This window comes from Streptomyces sp. JJ38 (genome assembly GCF_019303475.1).
Classification (GTDB): domain Bacteria; phylum Actinomycetota; class Actinomycetes; order Streptomycetales; family Streptomycetaceae; genus Streptomyces.
Genome location: NZ_JABLSI010000004.1, coordinates 44,947 through 60,161 on the forward strand (window position 1 = coordinate 44,947; position 15,215 = coordinate 60,161).

15 protein-coding genes and 1 tRNA gene are annotated in these 15,215 nt (G+C 74.0%); 10 read left to right on the forward strand and 6 right to left on the reverse strand.

Going from position 1 to position 15,215, the window contains the following annotated elements; genetic code table 11:
- Positions 1-26 precede the first annotated feature (26 nt).
- Complete coding sequence (locus tag HPT28_RS02865) at positions 27-494, forward strand: roadblock/LC7 domain-containing protein (RefSeq protein WP_306824569.1); 468 nt, start codon at positions 27-29, stop codon at positions 492-494.
- A 2-nt stretch (positions 495-496) separates the two neighbouring features.
- Positions 497-871, forward strand: a complete 375-nt coding sequence (locus tag HPT28_RS02870; protein ID WP_219088871.1) for a hypothetical protein — start codon at positions 497-499, stop codon at positions 869-871.
- A 106-nt stretch (positions 872-977) separates the two neighbouring features.
- Here the strand turns inward: HPT28_RS02870 and HPT28_RS02875 are convergent.
- Positions 978-1,062: transfer RNA gene (locus HPT28_RS02875), tRNA-Leu, on the reverse strand.
- A 257-nt stretch (positions 1,063-1,319) separates the two neighbouring features.
- Between HPT28_RS02875 and HPT28_RS02880 the strand changes: the two genes are divergently transcribed.
- Together HPT28_RS02880 and HPT28_RS27560 are read left to right on the forward strand one after the other, a co-directional pair.
- A complete protein-coding gene (locus HPT28_RS02880) occupies positions 1,320-1,769 on the forward strand; it encodes a phage holin family protein (protein WP_219088872.1) in 450 nt (149 codons plus the stop codon).
- 88 nt (positions 1,770-1,857) lie between these two features.
- Positions 1,858-2,898: a DUF2382 domain-containing protein gene (locus HPT28_RS27560; protein ID WP_219088873.1), complete on the forward strand. Its 1,041-nt coding sequence runs from the start codon at positions 1,858-1,860 to the stop codon at positions 2,896-2,898.
- 70 nt (positions 2,899-2,968) lie between these two features.
- Here the strand turns inward: HPT28_RS27560 and HPT28_RS02890 are convergent, their stop codons facing one another.
- Positions 2,969-3,469: a hypothetical protein gene (locus tag HPT28_RS02890; protein ID WP_219088875.1), complete on the reverse strand. Its 501-nt coding sequence runs from the start codon at positions 3,467-3,469 to the stop codon at positions 2,969-2,971.
- A 65-nt stretch (positions 3,470-3,534) separates the two neighbouring features.
- On the reverse strand, positions 3,535-4,593 hold the full coding sequence (locus tag HPT28_RS02895; protein WP_219089102.1) for a bile acid:sodium symporter family protein: 1,059 nt from the start codon (positions 4,591-4,593) through the stop codon (positions 3,535-3,537).
- Between the two features lie 279 nt (positions 4,594-4,872).
- On the opposite strand from HPT28_RS02895, the gene HPT28_RS02900 reads away from it, so the two are divergent.
- From HPT28_RS02900 to HPT28_RS02925, 6 genes are all read left to right on the forward strand, one after another.
- Positions 4,873-6,732, forward strand: coding sequence for a long-chain fatty acid--CoA ligase (locus HPT28_RS02900; RefSeq protein WP_219088876.1), 1,860 nt, complete (start codon positions 4,873-4,875; stop codon positions 6,730-6,732).
- A gap of 124 nt (positions 6,733-6,856) precedes the next feature.
- The gene (locus tag HPT28_RS02905; RefSeq protein WP_219088878.1) at positions 6,857-7,744 is read left to right on the forward strand and encodes a hypothetical protein; all 888 of its coding nucleotides are present in this window, start codon (positions 6,857-6,859) and stop codon (positions 7,742-7,744) included.
- A 178-nt stretch (positions 7,745-7,922) separates the two neighbouring features.
- Positions 7,923-8,759, forward strand: a complete 837-nt coding sequence (locus HPT28_RS02910) for an aldo/keto reductase (RefSeq protein WP_219088880.1) — start codon at positions 7,923-7,925, stop codon at positions 8,757-8,759.
- Positions 8,760-9,029: 270 nt separating this feature from the next.
- A complete protein-coding gene (locus HPT28_RS02915) occupies positions 9,030-9,614 on the forward strand; it encodes a sigma-70 family RNA polymerase sigma factor (protein ID WP_219088882.1) in 585 nt (194 codons plus the stop codon).
- Positions 9,611-10,366 carry an anti-sigma factor domain-containing protein gene (locus HPT28_RS02920; protein WP_219088884.1) on the forward strand — a complete coding sequence of 252 codons (756 nt, stop codon included), beginning with the start codon at positions 9,611-9,613 and terminating at the stop codon, positions 10,364-10,366. Before HPT28_RS02915 ends, HPT28_RS02920 begins: the two co-directional genes overlap by 4 nt.
- Before the next feature lie 57 nt (positions 10,367-10,423).
- Positions 10,424-11,770, forward strand: coding sequence for a deoxyribodipyrimidine photo-lyase (locus HPT28_RS02925; RefSeq protein ID WP_219088886.1), 1,347 nt, complete (start codon positions 10,424-10,426; stop codon positions 11,768-11,770).
- A 30-nt stretch (positions 11,771-11,800) separates the two neighbouring features.
- On the opposite strand, the gene HPT28_RS02930 is transcribed toward HPT28_RS02925, so the two are convergent.
- Genes HPT28_RS02930 through HPT28_RS02940 form a run of 3 tightly spaced genes read right to left on the reverse strand, consistent with a single transcriptional unit; the run spans position 11,801 to position 15,215 of the window.
- The gene (locus tag HPT28_RS02930) at positions 11,801-12,610 is read right to left on the reverse strand and encodes a DUF1295 domain-containing protein (RefSeq protein WP_219088888.1); all 810 of its coding nucleotides are present in this window, start codon (positions 12,608-12,610) and stop codon (positions 11,801-11,803) included.
- The gene (locus HPT28_RS02935) at positions 12,607-13,929 is read right to left on the reverse strand and encodes a cyclopropane-fatty-acyl-phospholipid synthase family protein (RefSeq protein ID WP_219088890.1); all 1,323 of its coding nucleotides are present in this window, start codon (positions 13,927-13,929) and stop codon (positions 12,607-12,609) included. The genes HPT28_RS02930 and HPT28_RS02935 overlap by 4 nt, the downstream gene beginning before the upstream one ends.
- Positions 13,926-15,215: a cyclopropane-fatty-acyl-phospholipid synthase family protein gene (locus HPT28_RS02940; protein ID WP_219088891.1), complete on the reverse strand. Its 1,290-nt coding sequence runs from the start codon at positions 15,213-15,215 to the stop codon at positions 13,926-13,928. Before HPT28_RS02940 ends, HPT28_RS02935 begins: the two co-directional genes overlap by 4 nt.

Consider the following 15,215-nt stretch of genomic DNA (forward strand, 5'->3'; position numbering starts at 1 on the left):
GACAGCGGGCCGAAAGGAGACAACTGATGACCGTCGAGCCCGAGATCCTCGAGGTGCTCCGCGGGCTGCGGGCCCGGGTGCCGATGGCGAGCGGGGCGATGGCCGCCAGCACGGACGGACTGGTGCTGGCGCAGGCCTGTGACGAGGTGGAGCCCGAGCCCGCCGCCGCCCTCACCGCCGCCGCCCTGGGCGTCGCCCTGCGGCTCGCCGAGAGCGGATCGTGCGGCGACTTCCGGGAGTTGGTGGTCCGTGGAGACCTCGGCTACGTCGCCACCTACGCGGCGGGACCGTCGGCCGTCCTCACGGTCTGGGCGGGACCGCAAACCAACGTGGGCCGCCTCCACATGGAGGCACGCCAGGCGGGCTCCCGCGTGGCCCATCTGCTCCAGGGAGCTCTCGACCGCGTGGCGGTCTCCCTGGCCACGACGAAGGACCGACCGGACCGCGGACCGCGGCGCCATTCCCTACACACCAGCCAGGAAAGCGAGAAGTGAGCATGGCGGACACCGAAGCCGCACTGAAGGAAGCGATGACGACGATCGAGGGGACCGTGGGCGTCGCCCTGGTCGACTACGGCAGCGGCATGGCCCTGGGTACCGCGGGCGGGGGCAAGGACCTCGACCTCTCGGTCGCGGCGGCCGGCAACACCGACGTGGTGCGGGCCAAGCTGCGCACGATGGAGATGCTGGGGCTCAGCGAGTCCATCGAGGACATCCTGATCACCCTGGGAGGCCAGTACCACCTGATCCGGCTGATGACCGGCCGGGGGAACTCGGGGCTCTTCCTCTATCTGGCGCTCGACCGGTCCCGGGCGAACCTCGCCATGGCCCGCCACCGGCTGAAGGCGATCGAGGCCAAGCTCGAGGTCTGAGCCCGCGGGGGCGGGCCCCGGCCCGGGCCGGGGCCCGCCCCCGGTCCGGGCTCGGTGCCACGGCGCGCACAACAAGAAGACCCCAGGATCCCTGGGGTCTTCGCCGTGTCCGAGGGGGGACTTGAACCCCCACGCCCGATAAAGGGCACTAGCACCTCAAGCTAGCGCGTCTGCCATTCCGCCACCCGGACCTGGTGCGTGTTCGCGGGGACAACGATACCAAGGATTCCGGGGTGCTCTCACCAGGGTTCACCTGCACCGTCGCGCGCGGGGCCGGGAGGCCCGACGGGGCGGGAGAGCACCGGGTGACCGCCGGGGCTCGTGTTGCGGAACCGGTGATCCGTTTTACACCATGAGGGGTGGGATACCCGAATAGCGGCGTATGGGAGGGACGACGGCACCTGACCGGGTCCGTGGTCGCGACCGACGCACCCCGAGGAGGGTTGCTATGAGACGCGCGGTGAGGTCCCCCGCCGGGCGGCCCGAGTCACGGCCGGCCGCATCGCCCTCCGAGCCCGCCTCCGCGGAGACGCAGCGGAGGATCTTCCGGGAGGAGTTCGGGCGTGCCAAGGCCGAGCTCCGGGAGGAGACGCTGAGAGCGGGCAGGAACGCCCGGGCGATCGGCGGGGCCGTGTTCGCGGGCTACATGGTCGCCTGCTTTTTCTCCCTGACGTTGATGTTCCTCCTGTGGGGCGCCATGGACCTGCGCTGGTCGGCTCTCATCGTGACCGGGCTGTGGGCGGTGGTCGGCCTCGTGCTGATCTCCAGGGCACGGGGGCGGTCAGCCGCGAGCTCCCCCGGGGGCGAGGACGGCGAGAGCCCGCCGGACAGGGCGGCCGAGGACGCCGGGGACGCCGAGGAAGGAGGTCCGGCACGAGCGGGCCGCCCGGCCGACTGAGCGCCGAGGGCCGCCCCGGGGCCGCGATCCGGCCCCGCAGGACGCCTGCAAGGGGCTCACCCCGTACCCGACAGAGGGAGTGGATGAAGTGATCACCCGAGACCAGATCCCCAACGTGCTCGACCACCCGGTGTACTCCTCGGACGGCAGGAAGATCGGCGAGGCGAAGCACGTGTTCGTCGACGACGCGACCGGCGACCCGGAATGGGTGACGGTGCGGACCGGCGTCTTCGCGTCACACGAGACGTTCGTACCGATTCGCGAGGCGCAGGCGGTCGAGGACCACCTGGAGGTGCCCTACTCCCGGGACACGATCAAGGGAGCCCCCCAGGTCGGCGTCGACACCGGCGGTCACCTCTCCGAGCACGAGGAGCACCGGCTCTACGACCACTACGGCCTCGAACGGGACGCCCCGCGGAGCCGCGCCGGCGGGCCGGGTGAGGGCACGGCCGCGGGCGCGGCCGGGGCCGCCGGAGCGGCGGCCGGAGCGCGCGGACGCCACCGCCGGGGCGCCCCGGAGGCAGCCGGGGACACCGGGATGCCGGGGGCGCCGGGAATGCCGGGACGTGAGGGGCTGAGGGGCCGCGAGGGGCCGGGGCCCGTGGAGCGCAACAAGATGCAGGACGCCGAGCGCGGCGCCCCCCGCGCCCGGGAGGGCACGCGGACCGGCGCGGCGGAGGGCCCCGCGCGGCGGCCGGACGCCGCGGCGGAGCGCAGGGGCACGGAGGACGACTTCATGACCCGCTCCGAGGAGCACCTCAACGTCCACACCGAGCGCCGCGAGTCCGGACACGCCCGGCTCCGCAAGTACGTGGTGACGGAGGAGGAGCAGATCTCGGTGCCGATCCGCCGGGAGCGGGTCCGCCTGGAGCGTGAGCCGATCACGGAGGCCAACCGCAAGGCGGCGACGGCCGGATCGGACTTCGCCGAGACCGAGTACGAGGTGACGCTGCACGAGGAGCGGCCGGTGGTGGAGAAGCGGGTCGAGCCGGTGGAGCGGGTGCGCCTGCGGGTCGAGGAGACGACGGAGAACCAGACGGTGCGTGGGCGGGTGCGCAAGGAGCGCATCGACGCGGAGTCCGACACCATCGACGAGCAGGGCAGGAGGCACGGCAACCCGAAGCTGTGACACGGCGGGGCGCGTCCGGTGACCCGGTGGCGGGGAGGTGTGCCTCCCCGCCACCGGTGTGCCGGAGGGCTCAGGTGCGCCCCTCGTCCTCCTGTGCCTCGGCCAGGGCGGCGCCGGCCTCCGGGGCGGTGGCCATCCAGTCGGCCTCGACGACGTCGAACCCGGCCTGCCGGTAGGCCGCGCAGACCTCCGCGTCGTCATCGACGGCGACGGCGACGGTGCGGGTGGCGGCGAGCTCCCGCAGCAGCTGGAGCTTGGCCTCGCGGGCCGGGCGGTAGTCACGGTCGCCGCGCATCCACAGCTCGCCCGTGGGCAGTCCGTGCCGGGCGAGCCAGCGCACGGTGTCGCGGCGGCAGCGCTCGGGGCGTCCGGTGACGTAGCCGAGGTCGCACTCCTCGGCCCACCGCAGCGCGAGCTCCACCCCGTCCGTCAACGGCGGATCCTGCGGGGCGGCCCGGAGGAAGGCGTTCCAGTTCTTCGGCCGCCCGGTGAGGAAGTGCAGGCGGTGCCGGGCGTCGCTGAGGGTGCCGTCGAGGTCGAAGACGGCGACCGGGCGGAGGGGATCGGCCATGCCGCGAGCCTACGGCGTGGACCCGGGACCCGCGCCCCTTGGCAGACGGCAGGCGGCCGGGACGGTCATCCGGCGCTTCCGCGGCCCGGTGAGGCGCCCGCACCGGCCCGGTCCGGCTCGGCTCCGTCCCGGCGGCCCGGGGCCCCGGCGGCCTCCTCCGCCGGGACCCGGCGGGCGACCCGGCGGGCGATGACGGCGCAGACCACGAGCTGCGTCTGGTGGAACAGCATCAGCGGCAGCACGGCCAGGGCGGCCTCGTCCCCGAACAGGACGGCGGCCATCGGCAGCCCGGCCGCCAGCGACTTCTTCGACCCGGCGAAGACGATGGCGGTACGGTCCGCCCGGCGGAAGCCGAGGGCCCGCGAACCCCAGACGGTGAGCGTGAGCATCACGGCCAGCAGCACGATCTCGACGGCGAGGAGACCGGCCAGACGCCAGGGCGAGAGCTGCTGCCACACGCCCTCGGTGACGCCTCGGCCGAAGGCCGCGTAGACGACGAGCAGGATGGCCCCTCGGTCGACGAGGCCGGTGGCCCCACGGTGCCGGGCGACGAGGCCGCCCACGCGGCGGCGCAACAGCTGACCGGCGAGGAACGGCGCGAGGAGCTGGAGGGCGATGGCCGTCAGCCCGTCGGCCGAGAGGCCGCCCCCGGCGCCGGAACCGATGAGGAGTCCCGCGAGCAGCGGGGTGAGGAGGATGCCGAGCAGGCTGGAGTAGGTCCCGGCGCAGATCGCGGCGGGGACGTTGCCGCGGGCCATCCCCGTGAAGGCGATAGAGGACTGGACGGTGGACGGCACCACACACAGGAAGAGCAGCCCGCGGCCCAGCTCGGCGCTCAGGACGTGCGGCACGACGAGGGCACCGGCGGCCAGGCCGAGCAGCGGGAAGACGAGGAAGGTGCAGGCCAGGACGGTCAGGTGCAGCCGCCAGTGGCGCAGCCCGGCCACGGCCTCACGGGGGGCGAGGCGGGTGCCGTAGAGGAAGAACAGCAGCCCGACGCCGACCTGTGCGGCACCGTCGACGGCCTCGGCTGCCGCCCCCGTGGCCGGCAACAGCGCCGCGAGGACGACGGTGCCGGCGAGCAGCGCGATGAACGGGTCGACCAGACGGGCGAGGCGGTGCATGACGGTCATGGAACCAGAGCGCGCCCGCCCGCCGGGGTGCCGTCCGCAGGAAGAGACGGGAGGCGTGAAGATGCGGTGGCGATCTTCTGGAGGAACGTCGCGCGGGGGCGAAGAGCCGGTGACCCCCGGGTGTCGCGGGCTCTCGAAACTCGCCGTATTGACCGCGATTGACCTGCGCTGACGGCCTTCCCGACGCTGTGTCGGATCGGGTACGGTCAGTGCGCCGCGTGGCCTCGCGCGCCGGGAGCGCACCGCGCAGGCACCGAGGAGGACGGCCCGTTGCGCGAGATCTCCGTCCCGCCCGTGGCGTCGAAGCCACCGGTCGGCGGACTGGCCGACTGCCTCTTCGAACGCGCCGAGGCGGCCCCGAAGGCAGCCGCGCTGGCCCGCAAGGGCACCGACGGCCGCTGGCGCGACGTGACCGCGGCCGCCTTCCGTGACGAGGTGACGGCGGTCGCGAAGGGGCTGCTCGCCGAGGGGGTGCGGTTCGGCGACCGCGTGGCACTCATGTGCCGGACCCGCTACGAGTGGACGCTGCTGGACTTCGCGCTGTGGTCGGTGGGCGCGCAGCCCGTGCCCGTCTACCCCACCTCGTCGGCCGAGCAGGTGGGCTGGATTCTCCACGACGCCGACGTGAGCGCCGTCATCGTGGAGGACGAGGGCAACGCCATGACGGTCGGCTCGGTCATCGACCGGCTGCCCGGGCTGCGGCGGCTGTGGCAGCTGGACGCCGGTCTGGAGGCCCACCTCGTGCGGGCCGGAGCGCAGCTGCCGGACTCCGTGGTGGAGCGGCACCGCATGGCCCTGACGCCCGACACCCCGGCGACGATCCTCTACACCTCGGGCACCACCGGCCGGCCCCGGGGGTGTGTGCTGTCGCACGGCAACTTCATGGCCGAGTGCGACAACATGCTCGGCGCGTTCGAGAAGGTCATCCGGCCCCGCCCCGCGGCCCGCCCGGCCACGCTGCTGTTCCTGCCGCTGTCCCACGTGTTCGGTCGCATGGTCCAGGTGGCCGCCCTGCGCTCCGGGGTCAAGCTCGGCCACCAGCCGGCGCTCAGCGCGGCCGAACTGCTGCCGGACCTGGCCGCCTTCCGCCCGGACTTCTTCCTGGCCGTCCCCTACGTCCTGGAGCGGCTGTTCCACGCGGCGCGGCGGCGGGCCGAGCGCGACGGGCGGCTGAACGGCTTCGACCGGGCGGTGCAGGTGGCCGTGCGCTACGCCGAGGCCGTGGAGGCCCGGGCGTTCGGGGAGGGGCCGGGACCGAGCGCCGCCCTGCGACTGCAGCACCAGTTCTTCGACCGCGTGGTGTACTCCCGATTCCGGGCGGCCCTCGGCGGGCGCTGCGCCTCCGTCATGTCCGGGGGCTCGGCGCTGGAGCGGCGGCTCGGGCTGTTCTTCGACGGCGCGGGCATCCGCGTCTACGAGGGCTACGGCCTGACGGAGACGACCGGCGCGGCCGTCGCCAACCCGCCGCGGCGCACCCGGTTCGGCACCGTCGGACGGCCGATCCCCGGCACGTCCGTGCACGTCGCGGACGACGGCGAGATCTGGCTGCGCGGCGCCCAGGTGTTCCAGGGCTACCACAACGACCCGACGGGCACGGGCGAGTCGTTCTACGAGGGCTGGCTGGCCACCGGGGACGTCGGCAGGCTGGACGAGCACGGCTATCTGACGATCACCGGCCGGAAGAAGGACATCCTGGTGACATCGGGCGGAAAGAGCGTGTCGCCGGGGCCGCTGGAGGACCGGGTGCGCACGCATCCGCTGGTGGCGCAGTGCGTGCTGGTCGGCAACGACCGGCCCTACGTGGCAGCGCTCGTCACCCTGGATCCGGAGGCGGTGGCCCACTGGCTGGCCATGCGGAACGGCCCCGCGCTCGCCCCGGAGCAGGCCGTGCGCAGCCCGGAGCTGGAGGCGGAGGTCCAGCGCGCGGTCCTGGCCGCCAACTCCGCCGTTTCGCAGGCGGAGTCGATCCGTGCCTTCCGTGTCCTCCCGGCCCAGTTCACCGAGGAGAGCGGGCTGCTGACGCCCTCGCTGAAGGTCCGTCGGGCCGCCGTCGAGCGCGCCTTCGCCGCCGAGATCGAGGAGCTCTACCGGTCGAGGCCGCCGCGTCCCCGTGCCGGAGCGGACGGCTGACGGGCACCCGGCGACCGCCCCACCGCCGCCCGGATCGACCCGACGCACCTCTGGGGTGCGGGCCCGGAGGTCTCACCACTCCGGGCTGGATGACCAAGGGCGCCCCCGCGTATACACACCGGGCATGAGCTTCCACACCTCGCTGCGGTTCGCCATCGCCGCCCAGGCGATGAGTCTCCAGGAGCTGGTGGACGAGTTGCGTGCGCGCGGCGTCCGGATCAGCGTCAGCACGCTCAGCGCCTGGCAGACGGGACGGAGCAGGCCGGAGGGCGTCCGCTCGCTGGAGGCGCTGCCGTTCCTGGAGGAGCTGCTCGGGCTCGACCGCGGCACGCTGCGCGCCGGGCTGCCCGCCCGGCGCCCCCGCGGCCGGCGGCCGGCCTGGGAGGCGGCGCTCGCCACCCGTCACGCGACGCTGTGGCGCAGCTCGGACGCGGTACGGCGGCTGCTGGCCAAGGTGGACGCCGACTGGAGCGCACTCGCCTCACCACAGCCGCTCAGCCAGCGCAGCCAGTGCTGGGTCAACCGCGACGGCCGGGAGGCGGCGGCCAGGACGAGCCGGCTCCTGCGGGCGGGACCGGGCGGCGCGGAGCGGTTCGTCTCCGTGTACCGCTTCGCCGCGCTCAGCCAGGCGCCGCGGATCACCACGGTCGGGGGCTGCACCCCCGCCCGCTTCCGCGCCGACCCGGAGAGCGGCCTCGCCGTCTTCGAGTTCCTGCTCGACCGTCCGCTGCGGGAAGGGGAGTCCGCGGTGGTGGATGTCGGACTGCTGTGCCCGTCGGGCCGGGGGGAGAGCCACTTCACGTGCCGTGTGCACAGCGGGGCCCGGATGGTCTGTCTGGAGGCGGTGTTCGACTCCGGCCGGATCCCGGACGGCTGTTTCGCGTACTACCAGGAGCACAGCGGCGGTCGGCCCAGGGTGCTGCGCCGGGTGTCGGACGCGGAGAGGGGGGCGCGGTTCCAGCATGTGGAAGTCGATCCCGTGCCCGGCATCTACGGAGTCCGCTGGGGCTGAGCGCCGCTGTGGGGGACGTGCCCGGGGTGCCCGGGTCCGCGTGCCCGGGAATGGTTGGCGCCCCGGGTACGTTCACGTTCGAGGACGTGAGGCGCTCGCCCGTGACACCCGCGAGCGGCCGCGGCGCTTCACGCCGCCCACGCCCACCGTGACGGACGACGTAAGGATTCCTCGCTCGATGAGCAGCGTTCCCAGCATCACCCTGAACAACGGCGTCACCATGCCGCAGCTCGGCTTCGGCGTCTGGCAGATCCCGGACGACGAGGCGGCCACCGCCGTCACCCACGCCCTGGAGGCCGGCTACCGCAGCATCGACACCGCCGCGGTCTACGAGAACGAGAAGGGCACGGGTCAGGCCATCGCCGCCTCCGGGCTGCCGCGCGAGGACGTCTTCCTGACGACGAAACTGTGGAACAGCGAGCAGGGCTACGACTCCACGCTGCGCGCCTTCGACGCCTCGGTGCGCCGGCTGGGCGTGGACTACGTGGACCTGTACCTCATCCACTGGCCCCTGCCGATGTTCGACCGCTACGTGGAGACCTGGCGGGCTTTCGAGAAGCTCTACGCCGACGGCCGGGTGCGCGCGATCGGGGTCTCCAACTTCCAGCCGCCGCACCTGCAGCGGCTGCTGGACGAGACGTCGGCCACTCCCGCGCTGAACCAGATCGAGCTGCACCCGCGCCTCCAGCAGGAGCAGGTGCGCACGTTCCACGCGGCGCACGACATCGCCACCGAGGCCTGGTCCCCGCTGGGCCAGGGCAAGGAGATCCTGGCCGAGCCGGTGCTCACCCGGATCGGCGAGAAGCACGGGAAGTCGGCGGCTCAGGTCATCCTGCGCTGGCACCTCCAGGTGGGGAACGTGGTCATCCCCAAGTCGGTCACGCCGTCGCGCATCCGGGAGAACATCGAGGTGTTCGACTTCGAGCTGGACGCGGGCGACCTCGCGGCGATCGCGGGCCTGGAGTCGGGCGGGCGGATCGGTCCGGACCCGTCCACGATGGACTGGCGGGGCTGAGCCCGCCGCCCCGTGCCGACCGCTGAACGCGCCGGGGCCCGGGAACGGGCTCCGGCGCGTCCGGCCCGGCGCGTTCACTCGTACGAGGGCACTCAGGACGGAATTCGAGGAAACTCGCAGGCGGACCAATCCGTCCCGGCGCACGCTCCGAAGTCCGGATGACGTCGCCTCCGGGAGGAATCAGATGCTGTCCACGTGTCCGCTCTCCGTCGCGTGGCCCCCAGGGGCCCCGCGACGCCCGAGCCCGCGCCGGGTCAGGAGGGGAAACGGATGAGGGAGCCCGTGTCCATCTCCGGCCCCACCGCCCCGCAGCCGGACCTCCAGGAGCTGATGGGCTCGGTGGCACGGGGTGACGGCGACGCGTTCGCCGCCCTCTACGACCGGGTGGCCGGTCCCGTGCTGGGGCTGGTCCGCAGCGTGCTGCGCGATCCGGCCCAGGCGGAGGAAGTGGCGCAGGAGGTCCTGGTGGAGGTCTGGCGCCGGGCCGCGCACTTCCAGCCGCACAAGGGCAGCGCCATGGCGTGGATCATGACGATGGCCCACCGGCGCGCGGTGGACCGGGTCCGGTCCGCACAGTCGGCCACCGACCGGGAGCACAAGGCGGCGCTCCTCGCCCGCACCCCCGCGTTCGACGAGGTCACCGAGGAGGTGGAGGCCCGCCTGGAGCGGGAGCAGGTGCGCCGTTGTCTGCGGGCCCTCACGGAGCGGCAGCGCGAGTCCGTGACGCTCGCCTACTACCGGGGCCTCACCTACCGGGAGGTGGCCGAGCTGCTGGCGCTGCCGCTCGGCACCGTCAAGACCCGGCTGCGGGACGGTCTCATCCGCATGCGCGACTGTCTGGGGGTCGGCACATGAGCACCGTGGATCTGCACACGCTGACCGGGGCGTACGCCCTGCACGCGCTGTCCGGCGCGGAACGCGAGGAGTTCGAGCAACACCTCGCGGTGTGCCCGGCCTGCGCACAGGAGGTACGGGAGTTCGCGGCGACGACGGCGAAGCTCGGACTCGCCGCCGCGGTGCGGCCCCCGGACGCCCTGCGCGAACGCGTGCTCGGCCGCATCGCGACGGTGCGCCAGGAGCCGCCGAGGGTGCCCCGGCAGCCCCGGGCGACGGGCGGGCTTCCCCGGGGCGGGCGCCTCCTGGCGAGGCTGGCACTCGCCGCGAGCCTCGCGGCGGCCGTCGCGTTCGGCGGCGTCGCGGTCTGGCAGCACCAGTCGGCCGAGGACGCCCGGCAGCGGGCCGAGCAGAGCGAGCGGCGGTCGGCGGAGTTGACGCGGGTGCTGGCGGCGGGCGACGCCGAGGTGACCACCGCGGAGCTCGCCGGGGGCGCCACGGCCACCGTGGTGGTGTCCCGGGAGCGGGACAAGGCCGCCTTCCTCGCCTCCGACATGCCCGCGCCGCCCAGCGGCCGCGTCTACCAGCTCTGGTTCGACGAGGCGGGGACGATGCGTCCGGCCGGGCTGATGGACCCGGGCGCCGGGGACACGGCGATGCTCATGGACGGTCCGCTGCGCGACGCGACGGGCATGGGCATCACCGTCGAGCCGCCGGGCGGCTCACCGCGGCCCACCTCGGAGCCGGTGGCCGTCATGTCCTTCACCTCCTGAGCCGGTCCCGGCTCGAACCTCTCGGGAAAGTCGAACCCTCTTGGGAAGGGAGCCCGTGTGACGTCCGTTTCGGTCGTCCTGTTCACCTCCGACCTGCGGGTGCACGACCATCCTCCGCTGCGGGCCGCGCTGCGCGCGGCGGACCGGGTGGTCCCGCTGTTCGTGCTGGACGAGGCTGTACGGCGGGCGGGGTTCGACGTACCCAACCGCCGCGCCTTCCTGGCCACAGCCCTCGCCGACCTGGACGCCTCGCTGCGGGAGCGGGGCGGGCGGCTGGTGCTGCGGGAGGGGCGGTTGGTGGACGAGGTGTGCGCCGTGGTCCGGGAGACGGACGCCCGCGAGGTGCACCTCGCCGCCGGGGTCAGCGGCTTCGCTCTGCGCCGCGAGGAGCGGCTGCGCGAGGCGCTGCGGGAGCAGGGCTGCGCCCTGCGGGTGCACGACGGTGTGATCACCGCGCTGCCGCCCGGCGAGGTGACCCCGCAGGGCCGCGACCACTTCGCGGTGTTCACGCCCTACCTGCGGCGCTGGGAGGCCGCGGGGACGCGGAAGGCCCTCGGCGCGCCGCGACGCGTGGAGGTGCCCGACGTGGCCTCGGCCGAGCTGCCCTCCGCCCAGGTCGCGAAGGCGTCACCCGGGCTGCCGGAAGGCGGGGAGAGCGCGGGGCGCGAGCGGTTCGCGACGTGGCTGTCCTCCGGCGTGGACGACTACGCGCGGCGCCACGACGAGCTGGCGGGCGAGGGCACCTCGCGGCTCTCGCCCTATCTGCACTTCGGCTGCCTCTCCCCCGTCGAGCTCGTCCAGCGCACCCGCGCGCGCGGCGGCGCGGGGGCGGAGGCGTTCGTGCGCCAGCTCGCCTGGCGCGACTTCCACCACCAGACGCTGCACGCGCGTCCGCGGTCCGCGCACGCCGACTACCGCACGCAGCAGGACCGCTGGCGGACCGACGAGGACGATGCCGCGGCCTGGCGGGAGGGCAGGACGGGCTATCCGATCGTGGACGCCGCCATGCGGCAGCTGCGCCACGAGGGGTGGATGCACAACCGGGCCCGCCTCCTGGTGGCGAGCTTCCTCGTGAAGACGCTGTACCTGGACTGGCGGATCGGGGCCCGGCACTTCCTGGACCTGCTGGTCGACGGCGACGTGGCGAACAACCAGCTGAACTGGCAGTGGATGGCGGGGACGGGTACGGACACCCGCCCGAACCGGGTCCTCAACCCGCTGACGCAGGCACGGCGGTTCGATCCGGACGGCGTCTACGTGCGGCGCTGGGTGCCGGAGCTGCGCGCCCTAGAGGGGCGCGCCGTCCACGAGCCCTGGAAGGCCGGGAACGTGGACTACCCGGCCCCGATCATCGACCTCGCCGACGGGCTGGCCCGCTTCCGCGCCGCCCGCGGCCTGGAGTGACCGGCCGGCCGCTCCAGGCCCGGGGCGACGTCAGCGTGAGCGCGGCGGGCGGGGGAAGAACCCGCTCGTCCGCGCCGCGTACTCGGCGTATCCCGGCCGGTCGGCCATGTGGGCCTCCAGCAGCCGCTTGCCGCTGCCCCGCGTGAGCAGCAGGCTCATGACCACGGGCGAGACGAGGACCGCGGCGGCCACCGCGGGGTCGGCGGCGGCGAAGAGGAACAGACCCCACCAGACGCAGGCGTCACCGAAGTAGTTGGGGTGCCGGGTCCAGGCCCACAGGCCGCGGTCCATGACGCGCCCCCGGTTCGCCGGGTCGGCGCGGAACCGGGCGAGCTGCCGGTCGCCGACCGCCTCGAAGACGAAGCCCGTCAGCCACAGCAGCAGTCCGGCCAGGGCCAGCGGTCCGAGCCCCCGGGGGAGGTGGGCGGCGGCCTGGACCGGCAGGGACACCAGCCAGACGAGGAAGCCCTGCAGCAGGTACACCACGCCGAAGGCGTAGACGTCGCGGGGGACGCCCCGCGGCGCCCTGGCGAGCAGCTTCTCGTAGCGCGGGTCCTCCCCGTGGCCGCGACCGCGCCGGGCGATGTGCGCGGCCAGCCGCAGCCCCCACACGAGCGTCAGGGCGGTGACGAGAAGCCGACGGCCGGGGTCGCCGCCGTCGGCGGAGAGGGCGAAGCTCGTCAGGGCGACGACGGCGAAGCCCGGCCCCCAGGCGATGTCCACCACCCGGTGCAGGCCCCGGCGCACGGCCACCGCGAAGGTGACCAGCATGACGCCGAGGGCCCCCGCGGCGCTGAACGCGAGGTTCACCCCGAAGTCGCCCCAGGGGAAGCCGGTCACGACACCGCTCCCGCCCCGGTGTGCCAGCGGGGAACCGTACCGCCGAGGCCGCTGCCGCCGTCGGCGTCGGGCCGTACGGCCAGGATCTGGTCGACGCCCATGCGGCCCTCCTCGAAAGCCAGCGCGCCGCCCACGAGGTAGAGCCGCCAGACCCGGGCGGTCCGTTCGCCGACGAGCTCGACGAAGGCCTCCCACCGCTCCTCCAGCGTCCGGTGCCACGCGCGCACGGTGCGCACGTAGTCCTCGCGCAGGGCGTGCACGTCGCGTACCTCCAGCCCGGCGTCCTCCAGCAGCGAGACGGTGCCGCCCAGCGGCCGCATGTGCATGTCGGGGGCGATGTACGTCTCGATGAACGCGCCGCCGCCCGGGGCCGTGGAGCCCCGGGACATCTGCTGCACCAGCACCCGGCCGCGCGGCCGGACCGAGCGCCGCAGCAGCGCCGCGAACGCGGGGTACTCGGCGTCACCGACGTGCTCGCCCATCTCGATCGTGCTGACGGCGTCGAAGCCGCCGGCCTCGATGTCGCGGTAGTCCCCCCACTGCACGTCGACGCGGTCGGCCAGGCCGCGCCGGGCCGCCCTCTCCCGCACGAAGCGGGCCTGCTCACGCGAGAGCGTGACCGCGGTGACCTCGGCCCCGTGGTGCTCCGCGGCGTACAGACTGAGCGAGCCCCAACCGCAGCCGACGTCCAGCAGCCGCGCACCAAAGCGCAGGTCCAGCTTGCGGCAGATCAGCTCCAGCTTGTCCCGCTGCGCGTCGGCGAGTCCGTAACCCGGCTCCTCCGACGGCGACGTCCAGTATCCGCAGGAATAGGCCATCGACTCGTCCAGCAGGAGTTCGTAGAAGGCGTTGGACAGGTCGTAGTGGTGGCTGACGGCCGCGCGGTCGCGGCTTCTGCTGTGCGGGGTTCCGGTCAGCCGGGCCTGCTCGGCGGGAGAGGCGGGCCGGGGGCCGACGACGCCGAGCCGGCCGGCCGTCAGCAGGGCGCGGCCGAGGAGGGACGCCGCGGCGCGCGGCCCTCCGGCTCGAAGCCTCGGCGGGTGAAGACCATGCTCCCGGGCGGCGCGCCACAGGGAGCGCAGCCCCTCGGCGAGGTCTCCCTCGACGTCGAGTTCGCCGGTGATGTAGGCCTCCGCCAGGCCGAGCTCGCCGGGTGACCAGAGCAGCCGGCGGACCGCCCGGGGGCTGCGCAGGACGACGACGGGGCCGTGGGCGGGGCCCGCCTCGCTGCCGTCCCAGGCACGCAGCCGCACGGGCAGCGGGCCGCCGAGCAGCTCTGCGGTGAGGGTGTCGATCTGGTGTGCGGCGTCCCGGTTCACGCGCGGGCCTCCCGGTGGTCGTGACTCGGGGTACGCGTGGCGCGGGGCGTCCCGTCCGTCAGCAGGATCTGGTGGACGTCCAGGTATCCGGAGCGGAACCCGGCTTCGGAGTAGGCGAGGTAGAGCCGCCACATACGGTGGAAGGTCTCGTCGAAACCCAGCGCCGCGACCTCGGCGGCGCGGGACTCGAAGCGTTCCCGCCACAGGCGCAGCGTCTCCGCGTAGTGCGGGCCGAAGGGGGCGCAGCGCTCGACCACCAGCCCGGTGTGCGCCCGCGTGATCTGCCCGATCGCCGTGACGGAGGGCAGGAACCCGCCGGGAAAGATGTACTTCTGCACCCAGGTGTGGGTGTTGCGGGTCGCCAGCATCCGGTCGTGCGGCATCGTGATCGCCTGGAGCCCGATCCGCCCGCCGGGGGCGAGGAGGCGTTCCAGGGTGCCGAAGTACTCCGGCCAGAACTCGGCCCCCACGGCCTCGATCATCTCGACGCTGACCACGGCGTCGTACCGGCCCGTGGCCCGGCGGTAGTCCTGGAGCAGAACCGTCACGTCCTCGGCGTGTCCCGCGGCGGCGATCCGGCGTTCGGCGAGGTCGCGCTGTTCGGCGGAGAGCGTCAGGCTGACCACCGTGGCTCCGCGCCCGGCCGCCCGGATGGCCAGTTCCCCCCAGCCGGTGCCGATCTCCAGCAGCCGGGACCCGGCCCGGACGCCGACGGCGTCCAGGAGCTGGTCGATCTTGCGGTGCTGTGCCGCGCGTAGTGCGGCGAAGTCGGCGGGGAAGCCTCGGAACACGGCGCTGGAGTACGACATCGTCGGGTCCAGGAAGAGGCCGAAGAGGTCGTTGGACAGGTCGTAGTGACGCTGAATGTTGTCCCGGGCTCCGGCCGGGGTGTTGCGCTGCCCCTCGGGCTGCCGTCGCACCCACAGCGCGCGCAGCCGCTGAAGAGGCCGGGGCACCAGTTCGGACACGTGGGTGGCCAGCACGGTCAGCACGCCGACCAGGTCCTCGGCCTCCCACTCACCGGCCATGTAGGACTCGCCGAACCCGATCAGCCCGTCGGCCCCGACACGCCGGTGGAACCGCTCGGGTGCCCGCAGTTCGAGGAGGGGGCCGCCCAGCCCGAGCGTCCCGCCGTCGGGCAGCCGTACCCGCAACGGCAGCCGGTCCAGGGCGCGTGACACGATCCGTTCGGCTATCAGGGTGCGCGCCACGGAGGCACGGGGTACGCGGGCCACGTCGGGCCACCGCGTGGGATCGGGGGCGATACCGCCGGTGGCTGGGGACAT

Bases quoted from the DNA above. Each gene is read 5' to 3' on its own strand.
- HPT28_RS02865 (WP_306824569.1), top strand. From the start codon at position 27: ATGACCGTCGAGCCCGAGATCCTCGAGGTGCTCCGCGGGCTGCGGGCC.
- HPT28_RS02870 (WP_219088871.1), top strand. From the start codon at position 497: ATGGCGGACACCGAAGCCGCACTGAAGGAAGCGATGACGACGATCGAG.
- HPT28_RS02880 (WP_219088872.1), top strand. From the start codon at position 1,320: ATGAGACGCGCGGTGAGGTCCCCCGCCGGGCGGCCCGAGTCACGGCCG.
- HPT28_RS02890 (WP_219088875.1), bottom strand. From the start codon at position 3,469: ATGGCCGATCCCCTCCGCCCGGTCGCCGTCTTCGACCTCGACGGCACC.
- HPT28_RS02895 (WP_219089102.1), bottom strand. From the start codon at position 4,593: ATGCACCGCCTCGCCCGTCTGGTCGACCCGTTCATCGCGCTGCTCGCC.
- HPT28_RS02905 (WP_219088878.1), top strand. From the start codon at position 6,857: ATGAGCTTCCACACCTCGCTGCGGTTCGCCATCGCCGCCCAGGCGATG.
- HPT28_RS02910 (WP_219088880.1), top strand. From the start codon at position 7,923: ATGAGCAGCGTTCCCAGCATCACCCTGAACAACGGCGTCACCATGCCG.
- HPT28_RS02915 (WP_219088882.1), top strand. From the start codon at position 9,030: ATGAGGGAGCCCGTGTCCATCTCCGGCCCCACCGCCCCGCAGCCGGAC.
- HPT28_RS02920 (WP_219088884.1), top strand. From the start codon at position 9,611: ATGAGCACCGTGGATCTGCACACGCTGACCGGGGCGTACGCCCTGCAC.
- HPT28_RS02940 (WP_219088891.1), bottom strand. From the start codon at position 15,215: ATGTCCCCAGCCACCGGCGGTATCGCCCCCGATCCCACGCGGTGGCCC.